Here is a 19,843-nt window from a genome sequence, read left to right as displayed (position 1 = left end):
ACTACGCCGAAGACCAGGGGCGGGGTGTGAGGCAGTGGTCGCGAGCCGGGAACGGCCCGCCCACAGGAGATTCCACGACGACGTAGACGTGAGCGGGGTTGGATCTTTCCCGAACCCCTCTCACGTCTAGGTGGTCGTGCAACGGGCACGGAACCTGGGCGGCCGCGTCCGCGGGATGCGCCACGAGCGAGACGTCAGCGGGGTTGGATCTCCAGCAGACCCCGCTCACGTCTCATTGATCATGCAACGGTCGCGTTCCGAACCCCGAGGTGGCCGTGATCAGCGGAAATGGTGCGAGGTCGACAGATCCAGCGTGTGGCCGACTCGGGCCTCGGATGCCCGGTGGTGATCGCTGCGAGAAGCACCTGACGTCGCCGCGACAGCACCCACGCACTGCTCGGAACTATCACCCAGCCGTGATCCCCCCGACAAGTACACCACCATCGCAACACCCGCACCCACGCACTTCTCAGACCGATCACCCGGCCCCGATCACCCCGACAAGTACGCCACTGTCGCCGCACCGCACGCAGGTACTGGTCGGACCGATCACCTGGCCGTGATCGCTCCGACAAGTACGCCGCCGTCGCCGCGCCCGCACCCAGGTACTGATCGGACTGATCACCTGGCCGTGGTCGCTCCGACAAGTACGCCACTGTCGCCGCGCCCGCCCTCAGGTACTGATCAGACCGATCACCGCGCACCGCGTCCCGACCGGCAGCGTCGATCACGGGCGGATGGTCGTGATCGGCGATCGACCGACCACCGTGGGCCGTGATCGACGCAGCGTCCGCGGTGCGGGCCGTGACCGATTCGGCAACAGGCTCACCTGGCCGCCCCCGCACCAGATCGCCGATCACGCCCGTCGGACCCCGGCTTGATCATCGGGCAGTGCACGAACGGCCAGATATATGGCCGTCGGTGCACCCGGTCGACGATCACGCGTCGTGATCCCGCCGGCTCACCTCGTGCACCGACGTGGTGACCCCGGCCAGCACTCCGGGCAGGGGCTCGACGCCGAGGCCGGGACCGGTGGGGACGGCCAGGTGGCCGTCCTGCAGGACGAAGGGCTCGGTGATGTCGGTGGCGTAGAACCGGTCGGAGGCCGAGACGTCCCCGGGGAGGGTGAAGTTCGGCAGCGCGGCCAGGGCGACGTTGCCGGCCCTGCCCAGCCCGGTCTCCAGCATCCCGCCGCACCAGACCGGGATGCCGGAGGCGGCGCAGACGTCGTGGATGCGGCGGGCTTCGAGGTAGCCGCCGACGCGGCCGGGTTTGATGTTGACGATCTGGCAGGCGCCCAGCGCGATGGCGTCGGCGGCGGAGCGGGCCGACACCACGGACTCGTCGAGGCAGATCGGGGTGCGGATGCGTCGGGCGAGCGCGGCGTGCCCGCGCAGGTCGTCCTCGTCGAGCGGTTGCTCGAGCAGCAGGAGGTCGAAGGCGTCGAGGCGGGCGAGGCGGCGGGCGTCGGCGAGGGTGTAGGCGGTGTTCGCGTCGACCTGCAGGAGCAGTTCTTCCCCGAAGCGCTCGCGGACCGCGCGCACCGGCTCGACGTCCCAGCCAGGTTCGATCTTGAGCTTGATCCGCAGGTAGCCCTGCGCCAGGTAGTCCGCCACCGCGTCGACCAGCTCCGGCACCGAGTCCATGATGCCCACCGACACGCCGCTCGGGACGCGGTCGGCGAGAGCGCCCAGGCCGGCGGCGAAGGACGTGCCACGGGTACGCAGCTCGGCGTCCAGTACCGCCATCTCCAGTGCGGCCTTCGCCATCCGGTGCCCCCTGACCCCGGCGAGCAGCGGCGCCACGGCGTGCGCGGTGACGGGATCGGCGGCCAGCAGCGGGGGTACGAGGTGGCGCCGCATGACGTCCTCGGCGCCCTCGAGGTACTCCGAGGAATAGCTGGCGTCGGCGCCGGCGACGCACTCGCCCCATCCCTCGGCGTCGGCCGTGGTCACCTGGACCAGGAGCGCCGGCCGTTCGTGCTCGGTGCCCAGCGAGGTGCGGAACGGGGTGACCAGCGGCAGGGAGATGCGGCGCAGGGTGATGCGTTCGATCCGCATCACCGCTCCCCGCGGGTCAGGACGTAGCCGCCCGCCGACCGGTCGAAATCGACCAGCCGCGCACCGTCGGCGAGAAGCCCGCCGAGGGCGTCGCGGACGGCCAGGCGCCAGTCCCGAGCGGCCGCGGGATCGCGCCTGCGGAGATCCTCGATGTCTGCGGGGACGGCGACGAGGACCGTCTCGTCGTCTGCCGGGCAGGGCACCGGGCGGTCGCCGTCGGCGATCAGCCGCGCCCGCGGCGTCGGCACGGCGGGAACGCGTCGTACGCCCTCGTCGCACGCGGCCCTGACCGGCGCTGCGAGCAGGTCCCAGCGCAGCAGGAGCCGGTCCGAGTCGTCGGTGCCGTTCACCCCGTCGGACAGCCGGCCGTAGTGGTCGACCAGGTACTCGTCCGCCGTGCCTGCGAGCTTGCGGAGGTTGAAGTGCGCGTTGCGGGCGACGAGCGGGTCAAAGGTCCACGTGATCTGCGCGCCGCCGTTCTCCAGGGCGTGGGCCCGCTGGTCCAGCTTGAGGGCGAAGCCGACGTCGCGGCCGCGGGCCGCAGCGTGCACGCCCGCGATGTGGCTGTGCATCACCGGGCGGCCCGGTGGGCCCCACAGGCCGATTGCGGCCGCCAGCAGCCCGTCGGTCTCGTCGAGCGCACCGACCACGTAGTTCCCCGCGTCGGCGATCGCCGTGATGACGTCCGCGGGGATCGGGGGTCGGTCCGGGTCGGTCCGCCACACCTCGCACAGGAAGCGCTCGCAGGCGACGCTGCGCGCCGTCGGTCCCAGCGTCTGCATCCGAACGCCCGCTCGCGCGGCGGCACGCGCCGCGCTCGCCCGTGCCTGCATGATCGATTTCCCGGCTCCCACGGCTCCCCATCATCGGTGACCGACACGGACGTCACAGAGATCGTGATCATCGTTCAGGTCGAGTTCGTGCCGCCGTCACCTCGCGGCTGCACCCTGACTCCATTCACCCGATTGGGTCGGAAATCATGAGTCGGGGCAGGGGGATCCACACGCGGCACGTCCTTGCCGGAACCGGGTCGGAGGTCGCGTCGGGGGACGCCGCGGCCCGGGCGTTGGCCGAGGTGGCGCGCCGGCTGGACCGGGACCTGGCCGTGTCGTCGGCGGAGCTCGAGAACGCGACGGGCGTCGTGGTCCACGCGCGGGACGCATCCGACGGCGGGCCCGGGCCCGCCGTGCGCGCGCGGATCGATCCTCCCGGGCGGTTGCGCGTCGAGCTGAGCTGCCCGGCGGGAGACCCGTGGGAGCACGCCGCGGCCGCCGTTGCCGAGATGCAGGCCGAGCTGCTGGGCGCCCTGCTCGCCGATCCGGGGCTGGACCTGCGGGAGGTCGCCGCGCTGTCGGAGGTCACGCGGTCGGCGGTACTCGGTCCACTCGCGGGAGCCCGGGTGGACCACGGCCCGTACCGCAGCGTGCCGGAGCTGGTCCGGGCCGCGGCGGCGTCCACCCCTGACGCGGTGGCGGTGCATGCCGGCGACGGGACGCTGACCTACGCGCAGCTAGTCGGGAACGCGGCCGCCCTGGCTTCCCGCATCGGTGACGCGGCACCGGACAGGACGGCGCTGGTCCCCGTTCTCGTCCCCGTTCTCGTCCCCGTTCTCGTCCCCGTTCTCGTCGCGGACGGCCGCGCCCTGCCGGTGTCCTGGCTGGCCGCCATGACGGCCGGGGTCGGATACGTGCCGATCGACCCGCGCTGGCCCGCCCAGCGGATCGCGCACGTCCTCGACCTGCTCGACGCCCCGGTGGTGCTGTGCACCGATCCGGCGGCCGTTCCCGCTGCCCACCGGGCAGCGGCGCTGGCCGTCGAACTCCTGGAGCAGGACGAGCCGGTCGCAGCCGACGTCGTCGCCGCACCGGGTCCGGACGAGATCCTCTACGGGGTCTACACCTCCGGCACCACCGGAACACCCCTGTGCGCGCTGAACACCCACGCAGGCCTGGCGAACCGGCTGGCGTTCATGGACCGCTGGTTCGGAGCCCCGTCCGGCCGCGACGTGGTGCTGCAGAACACCCGGCACACGTTCGACTCGGCGTTCTGGCAGCTCTTCTGGCCGTTGACCACCGGCGGAGCCACGGTGGTGCCCGCGGCGTCGGAGCGCCTGGACCTGCTGCACACCGTCGACCTCATCGAGGCGCACGAGGTGACCGTCACCGACTTCGTGCCGGCGGTGCTGAGCGCCCTGCTGACCCTGCTGGAACAGCGGCCGGCCACGCGCGACCGGCTGCGTTCGCTGCGCCACGTCGTGGTCGGCGGCGAGCTGGTGATCCCCGACGACGTGCACCGGCTGCGGGAGATGCTGCCGGGCTTGCGCGTCAGCAACGCCTACGGGCCGTCCGAGGCCGCCATCGGCATGATCTTCCACGAGGTGGCGGCCCGCGACGGCGACGACGTGCCGCTGGGTCGGCCGATCGACAACTGCGCCGCGGTCGTCGTCGACGTCGACGGCAGGCCCCTGCCGCCCGGGGCGACCGGCGAGATCGTCATCGGTGGCGCCTGTGTGGGCGCCGGCTACCACGGCGAGCCGCGTCGCACGGCCGAGCGCTTCGTCCACTACCCGTGGTTCGGCCGGATGTACCGCACCGGGGACCTCGGGCACCTCGACGCCGAAGGCCGCTTCCACTTCGCCGGCCGGATCGACCACCAGATCAAGATCGGTGGTGTCCGGGTCGAACCGGGCGAGGTCGAGACCACCGCCCTGAGCTGCCCGGGAGTGCGACAGGCGGCGGCGCTGGTCGTCGGCCCCGGCGGGCAGCGCGAGCTGGTGCTCGCCACCACCGGGGCGGCGAGCGCCGAGGAGGTGCTCGCCCACCTGCGGTCCCGGCTGCCGCGCGGCAGCGTGCCGCAGCGCGCGGTGGTCGTCGGCGGGATGCCGCTGACCGACGCCGGCAAGATCGATCGTCGGCGGCTGGCGGAGCAGGTCGCGCCGCCCACGGCCGAGCCGCAAACTACCGACACCGATCCCGTGCTGGCCGTCCTGCGGAGCGCCCTGCGCCGCCCGGGCCTCGCCGCCGGCGACGACTTCTTCGACGCGGGCGGCAACTCGCTGCAGGCCGTTGCGGCCGTGGTCGAGCTGAGCGACCGGTTCGGAGTGGAGGTCGGGGTCCGGGACCTGGTGGACCACCCGACGGCGGCCGGCCTGCGCGACCTGGTCGCGCGGCGCGGGCGGGACGAGGTAGGGGAGCCGTCCGACCTGATCGCCGCCGACCTCGCCGCGCTCACGGGGGCGGCGGGGCCGCCCTGGCAGGACCGGCGGGTGGCGGTGCGCACGGTGCTGCTCACCGGCGCGACGGGATTCGTGGGTGCGCGGTTGCTGCACGAGCTGTTGGAGCGCACCGACCTGGACGTGGTCTGCCTGGTGCGCGGCCGGGACGGCGCGCACGCCCGGCGACGGCTGCGGGAGGCCCTCGTCGCGCAACGGCTGGACGAGGCCGGGAACGCGGCGCGGGTGAGCGTGGTGGCCGGTGACCTGGCCCGGCCCGGGTTCGGCCTGCCGGACGCCGACTGGCGCGCGCTCGCCGCCGACTGCGACCTCGTGCTGCACGGCGGAGCCCTGGTCAACCTCGTCTACGACTACCGGATGCACCGCGAGCCGAACGTGCTCGGCACGGCGGAGGTGCTCCGCTTCGCCCGCGCGGCAGGCGGCATCCCCGTGCACCACATCTCGACGCTGGGCGTGCTGTACGACCACGCGCTGAGGAGCCGCCGCGCGGTGGGGGAGGACGTCGACGTGTCCGCCGTGGCGGCGCCGTCGAGCGGGTACAGCGCGTCGAAGTGGGCGGCCGAGCGGCTCGTGAGCGCCGCCGCGCGCGCCGGTGACCTGCCCGTGACCGTGCTGCGCCTCGGCGAGGTCATGCCCGCCACGGACGTGGCCGTCCCCAACCCCGACGCGCTGACCCACCTGCTGCTCACCGCCTTCGAGCGGCTCGGGACGGTGCCCCGCGCGGCGATGCGCTCGGACTACAGCCCGGTGGACGCCGTGGCGCGGGTCGTCGTGGAGGCCGTGCGGGACCGCACTGTGTGGGGGCGCGCGCTGCACGTCTACCGCCCCGGGAGCGTGCAGTTCGACGAGCTGGCTCCCGGTGGCGCGCGGGTGTCCTGCGTGCGCTTCGTCGCAGGCCTGCGCGCCGCCGCGGCGGCCGGCGACACCGAGCTGGGCATGCTGCTGGCGATCATCGAGCACCGCAGCGGTGGGCGCGCCGACGACGAGCAGGCCGTCCGCGAGGTGCTCGAGAACCTCTTGCAGGACAACCCGGCGCGGTTCGACCGCTCGGTGAGCGCCGCGCTCGAGCGACGCACGGGGCTCGACGCCGCACCGGCCGGCCGCCCGGGCCACCGCGTGCCGGTCGCGGCCGGCAGGGACCGACCCCGTGCGTGACGGGGAAGACCGACGAACAGCAAGGGATGGACGAACGCGGATGCGGCAACGCGCCATGGGTCGACTGGGATGGACGGTCGGCGAGGTCGGGTACGGCATGTGGGGGATCGGCGGCGGGCCCGGCGGGTTCACCGGCTGGGACTACGACACCGCTCCCACCGCTCTCGACCTCGCCGTGGAGCTGGGGTGCACCTTCTTCGACACGGCATGGGTCTACGGGCGCGGCAAGTCCGAGAGCCTCCTGGGTGAGCTGCGCCGCCGCCACGCGGGTGCCGAGATGCGGCTGGCCACCAAGGTCCCGCCGCGCAACCGCGAGTGGCCGCCCCGCCCGCACGACACGCTCGAGGACGTCTTCCCCGTCGACCACGTCCTCGAGTTCACCCGGCGCAGCCTGGACAACCTCGGCGTCGACAAGATCGATCTGCTGCAGTTCCACGTCTGGGAGGACCGCTGGGCCGCTGAACCCGGCTGGCAGCGGGTCGTCACCCGGCTCAAGGACGAGGGCCTGATCGACGGGTTCGGCATGAGCGTCAACCGCTGGGAGCCGACGAACTGCTTCGCCGCGCTCGACACCGGGCTGGTCGACGCGGTCCAGGTCATCTACAACGTCTTCGACCAGGCGCCCGAGGACGAGCTGTTCCCCCGCGCGCTCGACGAGGACATCGCGATCATCGCCAGGGTCCCCTTCGACGAGGGATCGTTGACCGGGACGTTGACGGCCGACACCACCTTCCCGCCCGAGGACTGGCGGGCGGTCTACTTCGGGCCGGAGAACCTGCCCCCCACCGTCGAGCGCGTCGAGGAGCTGCGCGAGCTGGTGCCCCCGGGCACGACGCTGCCGGAGCTGGCGCTGCGCTTCGCCTTGCACCACCCCGCGGTCTCCGCGGTGATCCCGGGGATGCGCCGTCCCGAGCACGTGCGGTCGAACCTGCGGGTGGCCGGATCGGAGCTGGGACCGGACCTGCTGGACGCGCTGCGCGCCCACCGTTGGGACCGGACACCCACGCACTGGTCGATGTGAGAACCGCCGAGGAGATGACCGCCGAGGAGATCCGGTGACCCGGACCATCGACGCGCCGCCGGCACTGGACGGTGATGTCTGGTCGTCGGTGGCGGCGCAGGCCGCCCGGACGCCGCGTGCGGTGGCGCTGGTCGACGGGGCGGGTGAGCTGACCTACGAGCGCCTCGCCGGCCTCGTCGCCGAGGCGGCGGACCGGTTGGCCGGGGCCGGGGTGCGTCCGGGGGACCTGGTGGGCGTGCGGCTGCCGCGCGGGCGCGACGCGGTCGTGGCCGTCCTCGCGGTGCTGCGGTCCAGAGCGGGGTACGTGCCCCTGGACCCGGTCTACCCGCAGGCCCGCCTGGACCTGATGGTCGAGGAGACGCGACCGCGGGCGCTGGTCACACCCGAGGGTGTGGTCCCGGTCGGGGGGAGCGTGCCGCAGCCCGACCCCGCCTACGTCATCTTCACCTCGGGTTCGACCGGTCGAACCAAGGGCGTCCTGGTCGGCCGCCGGCAGCTGCGCGACTTCGCCCGGACCTTCGCCGACCGGTTCGCCTTCGCCGAGGGCGACCGCGTGCTGCAGTTCGCGTCGCTGAGCTTCGACGTCAGTGTCGAGGAGATCTTCCCTCCGCTGATCCGCGGCGCCACCGTGGTGCTGCGCGACGACGACATGATCAGCCGGCCGGACCTGTTCCTCGACCGCTGCGGCGCGCTCGGGATCACCGTGCTGGACCTGCCCACCGCGTACTGGCACGAGCTCGTCACGGCGCTGGACCGGGGCGAGGCCGCCCTGCCGGCCGGCGTGCGGTGCGTGATCATCGGCGGGGAGACGGCCCGGCCCGATGCGGTGCGCCGGTGGCAGCGCGCGGTGGACGCCACCGCGGTGCGGCTGTTCAACACCTACGGCCCGACCGAGACCACGGTGGGGGCCACGGCCGGCGACGTGAGCGAGTGGTCCGGGGACGTGGTGCCGATCGGCGCCCCGTTGCCGGGGGTGACCTGCCGGATCTCCGACGACGGTGAGCTGCTGATCGGCGGCACCGGCGTGGCGCAGGGCTACCTGAACCGTCCCGAGCTGACCGCCGAGCGCTTCGTCCCGGCGCCCGGCGGGGGCCGGGAGTACCGCACGGGTGACCGGGTCCGCTGGTCGGACGGGCAGCTGGAGTTCCTCGGCAGGCTCGACGACCAGGTGAAGATCAGCGGGCACCGGGTGGAGCCGGGGGAGGTCGAGGCGGCGCTGCGGCGGACCGCCGACGTCGCCGACGCCGTGGTGCTGGTCGACGACCGGACCGGTCGCGCCCGGTTGGTCGGACACGTGGTCACCGCCGCCACGACCGACCTCGCGGCGGTGCGCAACGCGCTCGCCGACGTCCTGCCCGCCGCCCTCGTCCCCGGCGTCCTGATCCGGCACGCGCGGTTGCCGCTCACGCCGCAGGGCAAGATCGACAAGGTCGCACTCGCCGCGGAGGCGCTGCCCGAGCAGGCCCCGGACGCCGAACTCGGCGATGCCGAGCGGGCGGCGGCCGCGCTGGTCGGGGAGGTCCTCGGCGTCGCCGTCACGCGTGCGACCGACGACTTCCTCACGCTCGGCGGCGACTCGCTGGACGCGGTGCGCCTCATCGCCGCCCTGCGCCTGCGGCACGGCGCGGAGCTGACGCTGACGCGGTGGTACGCGGACCCGACCGTCGCCGCGCTCGCCGGCCTGATCACCGGCGCGCCCGGGGCGGCCGAGCCCGCGGTCACCGGGCTCGCCGAAGGGGTCCCGCACCCGCTGAGCCCGATGCAGCGCGACTACTGGATCGCCGAGCAGCTCTGTGCCGACCTGCCCGTGTACGTGCTGGGCATCCGGTACCGCGTCGCCGAACCGGTCGACGTCGCCGCGCTGCGTGATGCGCTCGCGGAGCTGGCGCGCCGGCACCCGCTGCTGCGGGCGCGCTTCCCCGACGACGGCACCGAGCCGAGCATGGTCATCGAACCGGCGGCGACGGTGCCGCTCACCCCGGGCGAACCGGACCGTGGCGGGATCGACGTCCGCAACGGCCCCGTCGCGCACGCGTTCCTGAACGGCGACGAGCTCGTCCTGGTCGTGCACCACCTCGCCTTCGACGGCTGGTCGGCCGGCGTGCTGGGCCGCGAGCTCGCGGCCCTGTACCGCGGCGAGGGCGACGCCTTCCCGCCGCCGGCGCCCGCACCCGACCTCGCCGCGCGGAGCGCCGCGGCGAGGGCCGACCCGGCGCTGCGCTCCTACTGGCAGGAACGGCTGGCCGGCGCGGACCTGGACCTCGAGCTGCCCGCCGACCGGCCGCGTCCGGCCGCGCGCACCTTCGCCGCCGCGCGTGTCACCCGCCGGCTCGACCCCGGCCTGCTCGACCGGCTGCGCGCGTACGCAGGTGCGCAGCGGGCGAGCCTGTTCGTGGTGGTCCTGGCCGGGCTGCAGGTCGTGCTGCGGCGCAGCACCGGGCGCACCGATGTCACCGTCCTCGCGCCGGTGGCCGGGCGTTCGACCGGCGAGCTGGCCCCGGTGGTCGGTCCCGTGCTGAACACCGTGCCGGTGCGCGGTGACGTCGCCGGCGAGCCGACGTTCGCCGAGCTCGTGGCGCGGGCGCGCGATGCCGTGCTGCGCGACCTCGACCACCAGGACCTCGCCCTGCCGGACCTGGTGGACGCCGTGGCCCGGCCCGGCGGCGCGAAGCGCCTCAGCCCGGTCCTGCTGACCGTGCACAACACCCCGGCGCCCGACGACCCGATCGTGGCGTACGCCGGGGAGCTGCCGCCGGTCGCCACGATGCTCGACCTGGCGATCGGTCTCGACTTCCCCGCCGACGGTGCCGTGCTGAACGCCGACTACGCCGCCGAGCTGTTCGACGGCGCGAGCGTCGAAGCGGTCCTCGACCACCTGCTGACCGTCCTGGACGCGGCGACCACCGGCACGAGCACGCCGATCACCCGGCTGCCGCTGCTCGCCGACGCCGAGCGCCACCGCATCGTGGACGTCTGGAACGAGGTCGTGGCCCCGGTCCCGGACGCCACCGCCGTGCACCAGCTGTTCGAGCGCCACGCCGCCGCGACGCCCGACGCGCCCGCGCTGACCGTCGGCCCCGACACCGTCAGCTACGGCGAGCTCAACCGGCGCGCCAACCGGTTGGCCCGGCGGCTGCGCGGGGAGGGGGTGCGCCCGGGCCACCGGGTGGCGATCCGCATGGACCGCGACGTCGACCTCTTCACCGCGATGTGGGCGGTGCTCAAGGCCGGCGGTGCCTACGTGCCGCTGGACCCGGCCTACCCCCACGACCGGCTGGCGTACATGCTGGCCGACAGCCGGCCGACGGTGGTGATCGACGCCGGCTACCTCGAGGTCGACCACGCGGCCGCGGACGTGCCCGCCGACGACACCGACCTGCCGCCGTGCAACGCGGCGAGCGATCCGGCCTACGTCATCTACACCTCGGGGTCCACGGGCCGGCCCAAGGGCGTCGTGGTCACCCACGCCAACCTGCTGCACGCGGCGGGCATGTGGCAGCAGGCCTACGACCTGCGGCCGGAGTGGAGCTTCCTGCAGGCGGCCAGCTTCTCCTTCGACATGTTCGTGGGGGAGACCCTGCGCGCGCACCTGTGCGGCGGCCGCCTGGTCGTCGTCCACCGCGAGACGCTGCTCGATCCCGCCGACCTGTACGCCCTGATGGCGGCGGAGCAGGTCCGCTGCACCGAGCTCGTGCCCGCCGTGCTGCGCGCGCTGCTCGACCACGTCGCGGGCAGCGGCCAGGACCTCGGGTTCGTCCGCCTGCTGATCGGCGGCGGCGAGAAGTGGCACGTCGCCGAGTACGAGCTCGCGAAGCGCCTCGTCGGCCCGGACAACCGCGTGGTCAACTCCTACGGCGTCACCGAGGTCACCGTCGACAACGTCCTGTTCGACGGATCCGTCGCGCACCTCCCCGGCGACGCGCCGCTGCCCATCGGCAGGCCCTTCCCCGGCAACCGGGTCTACGTGCTGGACGCGTACCGGCAGCCGGTGCCCGCGGGCGTGGTGGGGGAGCTGTACCTCGGTGGCCCCGGCGTCGCGCGCGGCTACCACGACCGGCCCGAGCTGACGGCGGAGAAGTTCGTGCCGGACCCGTTCGTCGACGGTGCCCGCATGTACCGCACCGGCGACTCGGCCCGGTTCCACCGCGACGGCACGGTGGACTTCCTCGGCCGGCTCGACGACCAGGTCAAGGTCAACGGCCACCGCATCGAGCTCGGCGAGGTCGAGGCGGCGCTCGCCGCGCTCCCGCAGGTCAGCGCCTCGGCGGCGGCCGTGCACCAGCGCCCGGACGGCGTCGCGCAGCTCGTCGGTTACGTGGTGACCCGCGACGGCACCGACGCCGGCGAGGCCCCGTACCGGGACACGCTCTCCGCACGCCTCCCGGCGCAGATGGTCCCCGCCCGGATCCTGACGCTGCCCGCCCTTCCGCTGACGCCGAACGGGAAGCTGGACCGCCGGGCCCTGCCCACCCCGCCCGAAGGTGGACCCGCCGCCACCGGGGAACGGGCACGCACCGACACCGAGAAGCGGATCGCAGCGGTGTGGACGCAGGTGCTCGGTGTCGCCGATCCGAGCATCGACGACAGCTTCTTCGCGCTCGGCGGGGACTCGTTCGCCGCCCTCAAGGTCGTCCGCCGCATCGAGCCGGCGCCCAGCCTGGTGGAGCTCTACCAGCACGCCACCATCCGCCGGCTCGCCGCGCACCTCGACGCGCGTACCGGGGCGGAGCCCACCGCGCGGCGCCTGCTGCACCGGCTGACCGCGGCCGACGCCGACCTCGCCCGCGGCGGGCACACGGTCGTGACCGTGCCCTACAACGGCGGCAGCGCCGTCGCCTACCAGCCGCTCGCCGACGCGTTGCCGGCCTGCTGGGCCCTGCAGGCGGTGGAGCTGCCCGGCCACGACCGCTCCCGGCCCGACGAGGCGCTGGAACCGATCGCCGTCGTCGCGGACCGGGTGGTCGCGGAGCTGCGGGAGATCGAGGGCCCCGTCCTGCTGTACGGGCACTGCCAGGGCGTCGCGCTCACCGTGGAGGTGGCGCGGCAGGCCGAGGCCGCCGGCGTCGAAGTGGCGGGGGTCGCCCTCGGGGCCGGGTTCCCGACGGCGCGGCTGCCCGGGCGGCTCTTCGACTGGGCCTACCGGAACCTGCCGCTCGACCGCTTCACCTCCGACCGGGAGTACCTCGCCTACCTGCGGGCGCGAGGTGGGTTCACCGACCTCGACGATCCCGGGCACGAGGAGTTCGTGCTCCGCAGCGTCCGGCACGACTCCCGCGACGCCGAGGAGTACTTCACCGCCGCCTACCGGGGGACCTACGAGCGGATGTCCGCGCCGGTGCTCGCCGTGATCGGTGCCCGCGACCGGGTCACCGAGCACCACCAGGAGCGCCACCAGGAGTGGCGGCACTTCACCGACGGGGACGTCGGCGCCGCCGTGCTGCCGCAGGCGGGGCACTTCTTCGTCAAGAGCCACGCCGAGCCGCTCGCCGGGGTACTGGTCGAGTTCGCCGCCGGCGCCGATCGATCCACCACCGGGCACTCCACCACCGGGCACTCCACCACCGCGGCGCCGCAACCGGCGGCGCCGCCGAGCCTGCGCAAGTTCGCCGTGGTCGCCTTCGGCCAGTTCCTGTCGATGGTCGGCAGCGGGCTGAGCACCCTGGTGCTGAGCATCTGGGTGTTCCAGCAGACCGGCTCGATCGCCGCGTTCGCCGTGGTCAGCGCGATCGGCCTGCTCCCGGGCATCCTCGCCGGGCCGATCGCCGGGGCCGTCGCCGACCGGTACGACCGGCGCACCGTCATGCTGACCAGCGACACCGCAGCCGGGGTCGCGACGGCGGTGCTGGCGACCTTGATGCTCACCGGCGGCTTGGCGCTCTGGCACGTCTACCTCGCGGTGACGGTCACGTCGATCGCCGGGGCGTTCCAGCGGCCCGCCTACCTGGCGGCCGTCGCCCAGCTCGTCCCCAAGCGCTACCTCGGTCACGCCAGCGGGATCGGGCAGCTCGGGGTCGGGGTCGGCCTGGTGTTCGCCCCCATGCTCGGCGCCGCGCTCATCGGCGTGATCGGCATCGGCGGCGTGCTGCTCGTCGACGTGGCCACCTTCGCCGTCGGGGCGCTCACGCTGCTGCTCGTCCGTTTCCCGAACCTGATGTTCCGCCGCCGCGAGGAGGGCTTCGCCGCGGAGATCCGCAACGGCTGGCGCTACATCACCCGCCGGCCCGGTCTACGGGCCGCGCTCCGGTTCTTCGTCGTCGACCACGCCTTCTACACACTGGGCTTCGCGGTGATCACACCGATGCTGCTGGTCGAGCAGCCCGCCGCGGTGTGGGGTCCGGCGCTGGGTGCCGCCGGCGTCGGCGGGCTCACCGGCAGCATCGTGATGGGGCTCTGGGGCGGCACCGCCCGGCGCAGCCACGGAATGCTGATCTTCATGGGCCTCGGCAGCCTCGCCATGGTCGGTGTCGGCGCCGGCACCGAACCCGCCCTGATCATCGCCGGGATGTTCCTCATGGGCGTCGGCGAGACCGTGGCCGACGGCCACTGGATCGCGATCGTGCAGGGCAAGGTCGGGCTCGAGCTGCAGGGCCGCGTGCTGTCCCTGTTCCTCACCCTGATGATGCTGACCATGCCGCTGGGTACCCTCGTCGTGGGCCCGCTGGCCGAGCGGTACGTCCAACCGCTGCTCGAACCCGGTGGTGCGCTCGCCGACACCCTCGGCCAGGTCACCGGCACCGGCCCGGGCCGCGGCCTCGCGCTGCTGATCGTCCTGAGCGGCCTGCTCCAGCTGGCCTGGGCCGTCCGGGGCTGGTGCGACACGCGGTTGCGGCTGATCGAGGACAGCCTTCCCGACGCCGTGCCGCCCGCGCGGATCGGCACCCGCGACGACCTGCAGCGCGAGGCCGACGCCCAGCTCGCCGGTCCGGTCCGGTGATGCCCCCGGCCTCCACCGCGCCCGTCGACCCGGCCACGACCCCGCTGATCGCCGTCGACGACCTCCTGCCCGGGGTCCGCGTGTTCCTCAAGGACGAGACCCGGTACGCCTCGGGCAGCCACAAGGAGCCCGCCGCCCGTGCGGTCGTGGCCCGCGCCGTCGCGGAGGGCCGGGACCGGGTGGTCGTCGGGTCGTGCGGCAGCTACGGGCGGGCGATGGCCACGGCGTGCGCCGCCGCCGGCCTGCGGTGCACCGTGGTGCTGCCCGCCGGTTGGGGCGACGGTGGCGCGTTCGCCGAGGCCGCCGGGTCGGACGTCCACCTCGTGCCCGGCGGCTACGAGGACGCGGTCGCGGCGTCCCACCGCCTGGCCGACGCGGACGGGGCGGTCGACGGCAACGTCGACGGCCCGTACAAGGACGTGGTCCTCGAGGGACACGGCCACGTCGTGCACGCCCTGCACGAGGTGCTCGGCACCGCACCGGCGGCGCTGTGGATCCCGGTCGGGAACGGCACGACGATCGTCGCGGCGCATCGCCGGCTCCGGGCGCTGGGCTGGTCCGTGCCCCTGCACGGCGTCGGCTCGCCGGGCAACAACCCGATCCTGACGAGCTGGCCGGGGCCCTACCGGACGCTGCGCAGCGACGCCGTCGTCACCACCGAGCACAACGAACCGCTGGTGAACTGGCACGCGCTCCACGGCCCCGAGGCGCTGGCCGCCATCGCCGACTCCGGCGGGGCGGTGCACGCCGCGGACGACGACGCGCTGCTCGCCGCGCAGGACCGGCTGGCCGGCCACGGCGCCCACGCCACCGCGGCGGGATCCGCCGCGCTCGCCGGGCTGCTGGCGCACGCACGCACCGCTCCCGTCACCGGGAACCAGATCGTGCTGCTGACCGGTCGGTGAGGCCGTCGCGGTGCACGATGGGTGGAAACCCGGGGCTGCGGTGCCCGGACGGGCGCCGCAGCAGCCAGGATGGCGCGTCGGCGGGTCCCCCGCTCGCCCCGCCGACCTCTGGTGAAGTGTGATGTCCGAGTCCTTGCCGTTCGCGCTGGTCGCCCTGCTCGTCGCCGCGCCGTTGCTGCTCACGGCCGTCGTCTGCTGGGTCACCGCCCGCCGGATCCGGCGCGAGCCCCGGCGGCTGAGCAACGCCTACTGGCTGCTCGCCGCGGCGCTGCTGCTCGGCAACGCCCTGGGTGTCCTGGGCATCGTCGGCACCAACCCGGTCGTGGCCACCGTGGGGCTGCTGCTCGTGCTGTCGCCGCTGCTCGCACTCGTGTTCGCCGCCTTCCTGATCGCCAACGGGGTGGTGATGCTGCGTCGCGAGCGGGTGAGCGCGGGCAACTCGCTCTCGCTGCTGCTCGGGTTGCTGATCGTCGCCCTGTTCGCGTTCTCGGCCTCGGTGCTGCTCGCCGGGTCGTTGTGGCTGCGGGCCGTGTGGCTGGTGTGCGTCCTGGCGGTGCTGTTCCTGTCGTTCCAGTTCGTCGCCTTCCTCGGGTACGCGCGGCTGTACACCTGGTTGGTGCGCGACCAGCCGGTGGAGTGGGTGGTGGTGCTGGGCTCCGGGCTGCGCGGGAGCGAGGTGCCGCCGTTGCTGGCCTCGCGGATCCGCAAGGGGATGGCGGAGTTCGCCCGCCGCGGAGCCCGCACCCTGGTCATGTCGGGCGGCCGGGGCGACGACGAGCAGCTGCCGGAGGGGGAGGCGATGCGCCGGTGGGCCGTCGACCACGGCGCCGACGCGGACGTGGTGCGTGCGGAGACCGCCTCACGCAACACCGAGCAGAACCTGCGGTTCAGCGACGCGCTGGTGCGCGGCGAGCGAGGCCCCGGGGGAGCGGGCACCGGGACCGGGCTGATCGTCACCAGCGACTACCACGTGTTCCGTGCGTCCCTGCTGGCCCGCAGGCTGGGCGTCGACGCGCAGGCGGTCGGTGCCCCCACTGCCGGCTACTACTGGCCGAGCGCGGTGCTCCGGGAGTTCGTCGCGCTCCTGCGCGAGTACCGCGTGATCAACGCTGTGCTGTTGCTGGTCGTCGCGCTCCCGCTGCCCCTGGTGGTGGTCCTGGCGGCGAGCTGATCCTCCTACACCTTTCGATGGCATCCGCGGTCTTCGATCCTTCACCTCTCGTGGTGGCCCCGGCTGGATCCCAGACTCGGAACCATGACGATCTCGGACAGGGTCACGGGAGGGGCGGTCCCGCCCCGACCGTCGGCGGCGGACAGCGGACTGCTCGCAACGGTGCGGCGCCACCCGCTTCTCAGCTTCTTCGTGCTCGCGAACGCGATGAGCTGGCTGGCCTGGCTGCCCTACATCCTCTCGCAGAACGGGCTCGGGGTCTGGGACTACCGGTTCCCCGACCTCCTGGGCACGAGCCAGCTCCTCGGGGTGCTGCCCGGCGCCTACCTCGGCCCGATCGGGTCGGCGCTGTTCGTCACCGCCGTCGCCGACGGGCGGCCCGGGCTACGGCGCTGGCTCGGGCGGATGTGGCGCTGGCGGGTCCGGTGGCACTGGTACGCGATCGCCCTGCTCGGCGTCCCCGCCGCCATGCTGGCCACGGGGTTCGTGTTCTCCGGCGGGCAGGTGCACGCGCCGTCGATGATGGCGATCGCGGCCTACGTGCCGGCGCTGCTCATGCAGATGGTCACGACGGGTCTCGCCGAGGAACCCGGGTGGCGCGACTTCGCGCTGCCCCGCGTACAGCGCCGCTTCGGCCCGCTCGCCGGCACGATGATCCTGGGACCGATCTGGGCGGTCTGGCACATGCCGCTGTTCCTCACCGACTGGGGCGGCTGGCCGGAGGCGGACTGGACCCACCCCGTGGCCTTCGCCGTGTTCTGCGTCGCCTTCAACGTCGTGATGACCTGGGTGTTCAACCGCACCGGAGAGAGCCTGCCGCTGGCCACGCTGGCGCACGTCAGCGTGAACAACTTCGCCTCGATCCTGTGGGCGGAGATGTTCCCGACCATCGACTGGGTCCGGGCGATGCAGGCCATGGCGGCCGGCGCGGTCGTCGCCGCCGTGCTGGTGGTCTGGGGAACGCGCGGCCGCCTCGGCTACCCGCCGCTCGGCCCCGGGACCGCGACCACGCGGTTCTGATACGCCCAGACCACTGCTTGCAGCCTCGACTGCACGCCCAGCTTGGGCAGGATGCGCGCCAGGTGCGACTTCACCGTCGACAGCTCGACCACGAGGGCACGGGCGATCTCGTCGTTCGACATGCCCTGCGCGAGCAGCAGCAGGATCTCGTGCTCCCGGGGGGTGAGCAGCTCCTCGGCGCGGCGGCCCGTCACCGGCTGCAGGCGGCGGCGCTGCACGAACTCGGCCAGGATGCGGCGGGTGAGCGTCTGGTCGATCGTGCCCTGACCGGCGGCGACCTGGCGGACGGCGTGCACGATCGCCTCCGGTGGCGCGTCCTTGAGCAGGAACCCCGACGCCCCGGCCTCCAGCGCGCCGAAGACGTAGTCGTCGAGGTCGAACGTCGTGAGCACGAGGACCGGCACCTGCGGGTCGGCGTCGGGGGCGCACAGCGCGCGGGCCACCTCGATGCCGCTGCGGCCGGGCATCCGGATGTCGAGGCAGGCGACGTCCGGGCGCAGGTCACGGGCCAGCGCCAGCGCCTCGTCGCCGTCGACGGCCACGCCCGCCACCTCGATGTCGGGCTCGGCGCCCAGGAGCGCCTCGAGGCCGGCGCGGACCAGGTGCTGGTCGTCGGCGATGAGCACGCGGATCATGCAGGGGCCTCCGGGAGCGGCGCGGGCGCGCGCATCGTAGTGATCGTGCTGCTCGTCGTGTCGCTGGTCGTGTCGCTGGTCGTGTCCTCGGCCGGGAGCGTCAGACGCACCTCCCAGCCGCCGTCCGGGGTGGCGCCGTGGGCGAGCTCGCCCCCGACCAGCTGAGCCCGCTCGGCCATGCCGACCAGCCCGAACCCGCCACCGGGTCCCGGGTCGGGCCCCTCAGGCGTGCCGTTGCGCACGACGATCGTGAGCCGGCCCCCGTGCGGCTCGCCGATCTCGACCGCGCACCGTGCACCGGGAGCGTGCGCCGCCGCGTTGGCCAGCGACTCCTGCACCATCCGGTAGGCCACGAGCTGGGCGAGCGAACCCAGGCCGGCGTCGGGTGCCGTGCTCCCCGCCGGCAGGACGAGGTCGATCTCGGATCCCGCGGCCCGGCGGGTCTCGACGAGCGCGGACACGGCGTCGAGGGTCTCCACCGGTCGCCTGGCGTCGGCGTCCTCGCGCAGCAGGCCGACCAGCCGTCGCAGGTCGTCCAGCACGGCCCTGCTCTGCTCGCGGACCTGGCGCGCCGAGCGTTTCGCCGCCGCGGGGTCGGAGTCGATCTGCCGGTCCATCGCCCCGGCCATCAGTGCGATGCCGGACATGTGGTGGGCGGCGATGTCGTGCAGCTCCCGCGACATCGCCACGCGCTGGCGCGACACCGCGGCCTGCAGCAGCGCGTCCTGCTCCCGGCGCAGGGCCTGCACCTCCTGGCCGCGGGCGTCGTGGGCGTCCCGCTGCGCGGCCACGACCAGCCCGAGCAGCAGCGGCAGCCCGATGACGATGAGCGCCTGCAGCAGCGCGCCGATGGCCGCCGTACCGACGTCCGACTCGCCGATGCGGACCTCGTTGAGGAACTGCGCGCTCGCCAGCAGCAGCGCGGTGGCCGCCACCGTGACCCACAGCCGTCGCCGGGTCGGGCGGGCGATGACGGCGAGGAACACTCCTGCCATCTCGGCGACGACGGTCAGGCCGAACGCCGCGTTCGGCACCAGCCAGGCGAGCACCAGCGGTGCGGCGGCGATCCCCGGCAGGACCCTGACGGGGAACCGGCCGACCCAGGCCACCGCCACGGCCTGCAGCGCCAGCACCGCGGCCATCGTCCACCACGCGGCGCCGGCGGGACGGGGCAGCAGCCGGTCGAGTTCCGGTTCCGTGGCCGCAAAGGCCTGCAGGGCGACCAGCAGACCGATGGCGACGAGCCAGCACACGATCGCGGTACCCGGGTGGAGCGGGGCGGGCCGCAGTGGTGCGTGCGCGGGGCGGGACACGATCGTCATCATCCGGCACCGCGCCACCCCGTGAACCACCGGCTGCGCCTCCATCGAAAGGTGGCCACGGGGAACTGCGCACCTCGGACCGATGTGCCCTCGACGCGCCGCGGCCAGGCTGGACCTCATCGGACGACGGCGGGGGACCACCCCCACGACGAGAGGTACTCACATGACCAGCAACCCCGTTCCCCCGGCACGCGGGCTCCCGCGCCCGCTGCTGTGGGTGCTCTTCGCCATCGCCGTGACGGCGAACGCCATCGCGTCGCTCTCGTCGCTGCCGATCGTGGTCGGGGCGGCGTTCGGCGTCGTGGCCATCGCGCTCGGCGCGCTCCTGGTCCGCGACCACCTCCGCCGCCGTGCGTCGGGCCGGCGTTCGCCCGACCGGCTCTGAGAT

At 74.0% G+C, this 19,843-nt stretch carries 11 protein-coding genes; 7 read left to right on the top strand and 4 right to left on the bottom strand.

Annotation, left to right across the window (positions count from 1 at the left end):
- Window positions 1-938: 938 nt before the first annotated feature.
- The gene (menC, locus tag CFP66_RS39575; RefSeq protein WP_094930503.1) at window positions 939-2,060 is read right to left on the bottom strand and encodes an o-succinylbenzoate synthase; all 1,122 of its coding nucleotides are present in this window, start codon (window positions 2,058-2,060) and stop codon (window positions 939-941) included.
- A complete protein-coding gene (locus CFP66_RS39570; protein ID WP_233160082.1) occupies window positions 2,060-2,914 on the bottom strand; it encodes a hypothetical protein in 855 nt (284 codons plus the stop codon). The genes menC and CFP66_RS39570 overlap by 1 nt, the downstream gene beginning before the upstream one ends.
- A gap of 125 nt (window positions 2,915-3,039) precedes the next feature.
- Here CFP66_RS39570 and CFP66_RS39565 point away from each other — a divergent pair, with 125 nt between their 5' ends.
- The 6 genes from CFP66_RS39565 (at window position 3,040) to CFP66_RS39540 (ending at window position 17,498) form a co-directional block, all read left to right on the top strand.
- A complete protein-coding gene (locus CFP66_RS39565; protein ID WP_094930502.1) occupies window positions 3,040-6,447 on the top strand; it encodes an amino acid adenylation domain-containing protein in 3,408 nt (1,135 codons plus the stop codon).
- Between the two features lie 40 nt (window positions 6,448-6,487).
- Window positions 6,488-7,468 carry an aldo/keto reductase gene (locus CFP66_RS39560; RefSeq protein WP_094930501.1) on the top strand — a complete coding sequence of 327 codons (981 nt, stop codon included), beginning with the start codon at window positions 6,488-6,490 and terminating at the stop codon, window positions 7,466-7,468.
- 34 nt (window positions 7,469-7,502) lie between these two features.
- Window positions 7,503-14,402: a non-ribosomal peptide synthetase/MFS transporter gene (locus tag CFP66_RS39555; RefSeq protein ID WP_094930500.1), complete on the top strand. Its 6,900-nt coding sequence runs from the start codon at window positions 7,503-7,505 to the stop codon at window positions 14,400-14,402.
- Window positions 14,402-15,307, top strand: a complete 906-nt coding sequence (locus CFP66_RS39550) for a pyridoxal-phosphate dependent enzyme (protein ID WP_094930499.1) — start codon at window positions 14,402-14,404, stop codon at window positions 15,305-15,307. Before CFP66_RS39555 ends, CFP66_RS39550 begins: the two co-directional genes overlap by 1 nt.
- Window positions 15,308-15,428: 121 nt before the next feature.
- Complete coding sequence (locus CFP66_RS39545) at window positions 15,429-16,478, top strand: YdcF family protein (protein ID WP_094930498.1); 1,050 nt, start codon at window positions 15,429-15,431, stop codon at window positions 16,476-16,478.
- An 84-nt stretch (window positions 16,479-16,562) separates the two neighbouring features.
- Complete coding sequence (locus tag CFP66_RS39540; RefSeq protein ID WP_094930497.1) at window positions 16,563-17,498, top strand: CPBP family intramembrane glutamic endopeptidase; 936 nt, start codon at window positions 16,563-16,565, stop codon at window positions 17,496-17,498.
- On the opposite strand, the gene CFP66_RS39535 is transcribed toward CFP66_RS39540, so the two are convergent.
- Both CFP66_RS39535 and CFP66_RS39530 read right to left on the bottom strand, forming a co-directional pair.
- A complete protein-coding gene (locus CFP66_RS39535) occupies window positions 17,456-18,133 on the bottom strand; it encodes a response regulator transcription factor (protein WP_094930496.1) in 678 nt (225 codons plus the stop codon). The two genes, CFP66_RS39540 and CFP66_RS39535, sit on opposite strands and share 43 nt — an antisense overlap.
- Complete coding sequence (locus tag CFP66_RS39530) at window positions 18,130-19,446, bottom strand: sensor histidine kinase (RefSeq protein WP_158228399.1); 1,317 nt, start codon at window positions 19,444-19,446, stop codon at window positions 18,130-18,132. The genes CFP66_RS39535 and CFP66_RS39530 overlap by 4 nt, the downstream gene beginning before the upstream one ends.
- 172 nt (window positions 19,447-19,618) lie before the next feature.
- On the opposite strand from CFP66_RS39530, the gene CFP66_RS39525 reads away from it, so the two are divergent.
- On the top strand, window positions 19,619-19,840 hold the full coding sequence (locus CFP66_RS39525; RefSeq protein WP_094930494.1) for a hypothetical protein: 222 nt from the start codon (window positions 19,619-19,621) through the stop codon (window positions 19,838-19,840).
- Window positions 19,841-19,843: the final 3 nt, after the last annotated feature.

This window comes from Pseudonocardia sp. MH-G8 (assembly GCF_002262885.1).
GTDB lineage: Bacteria > Actinomycetota > Actinomycetes > Mycobacteriales > Pseudonocardiaceae > Pseudonocardia.
Note: the sequence above shows the minus strand (reverse complement) of the source record. Positions and strands in the feature narration are given on the sequence as shown.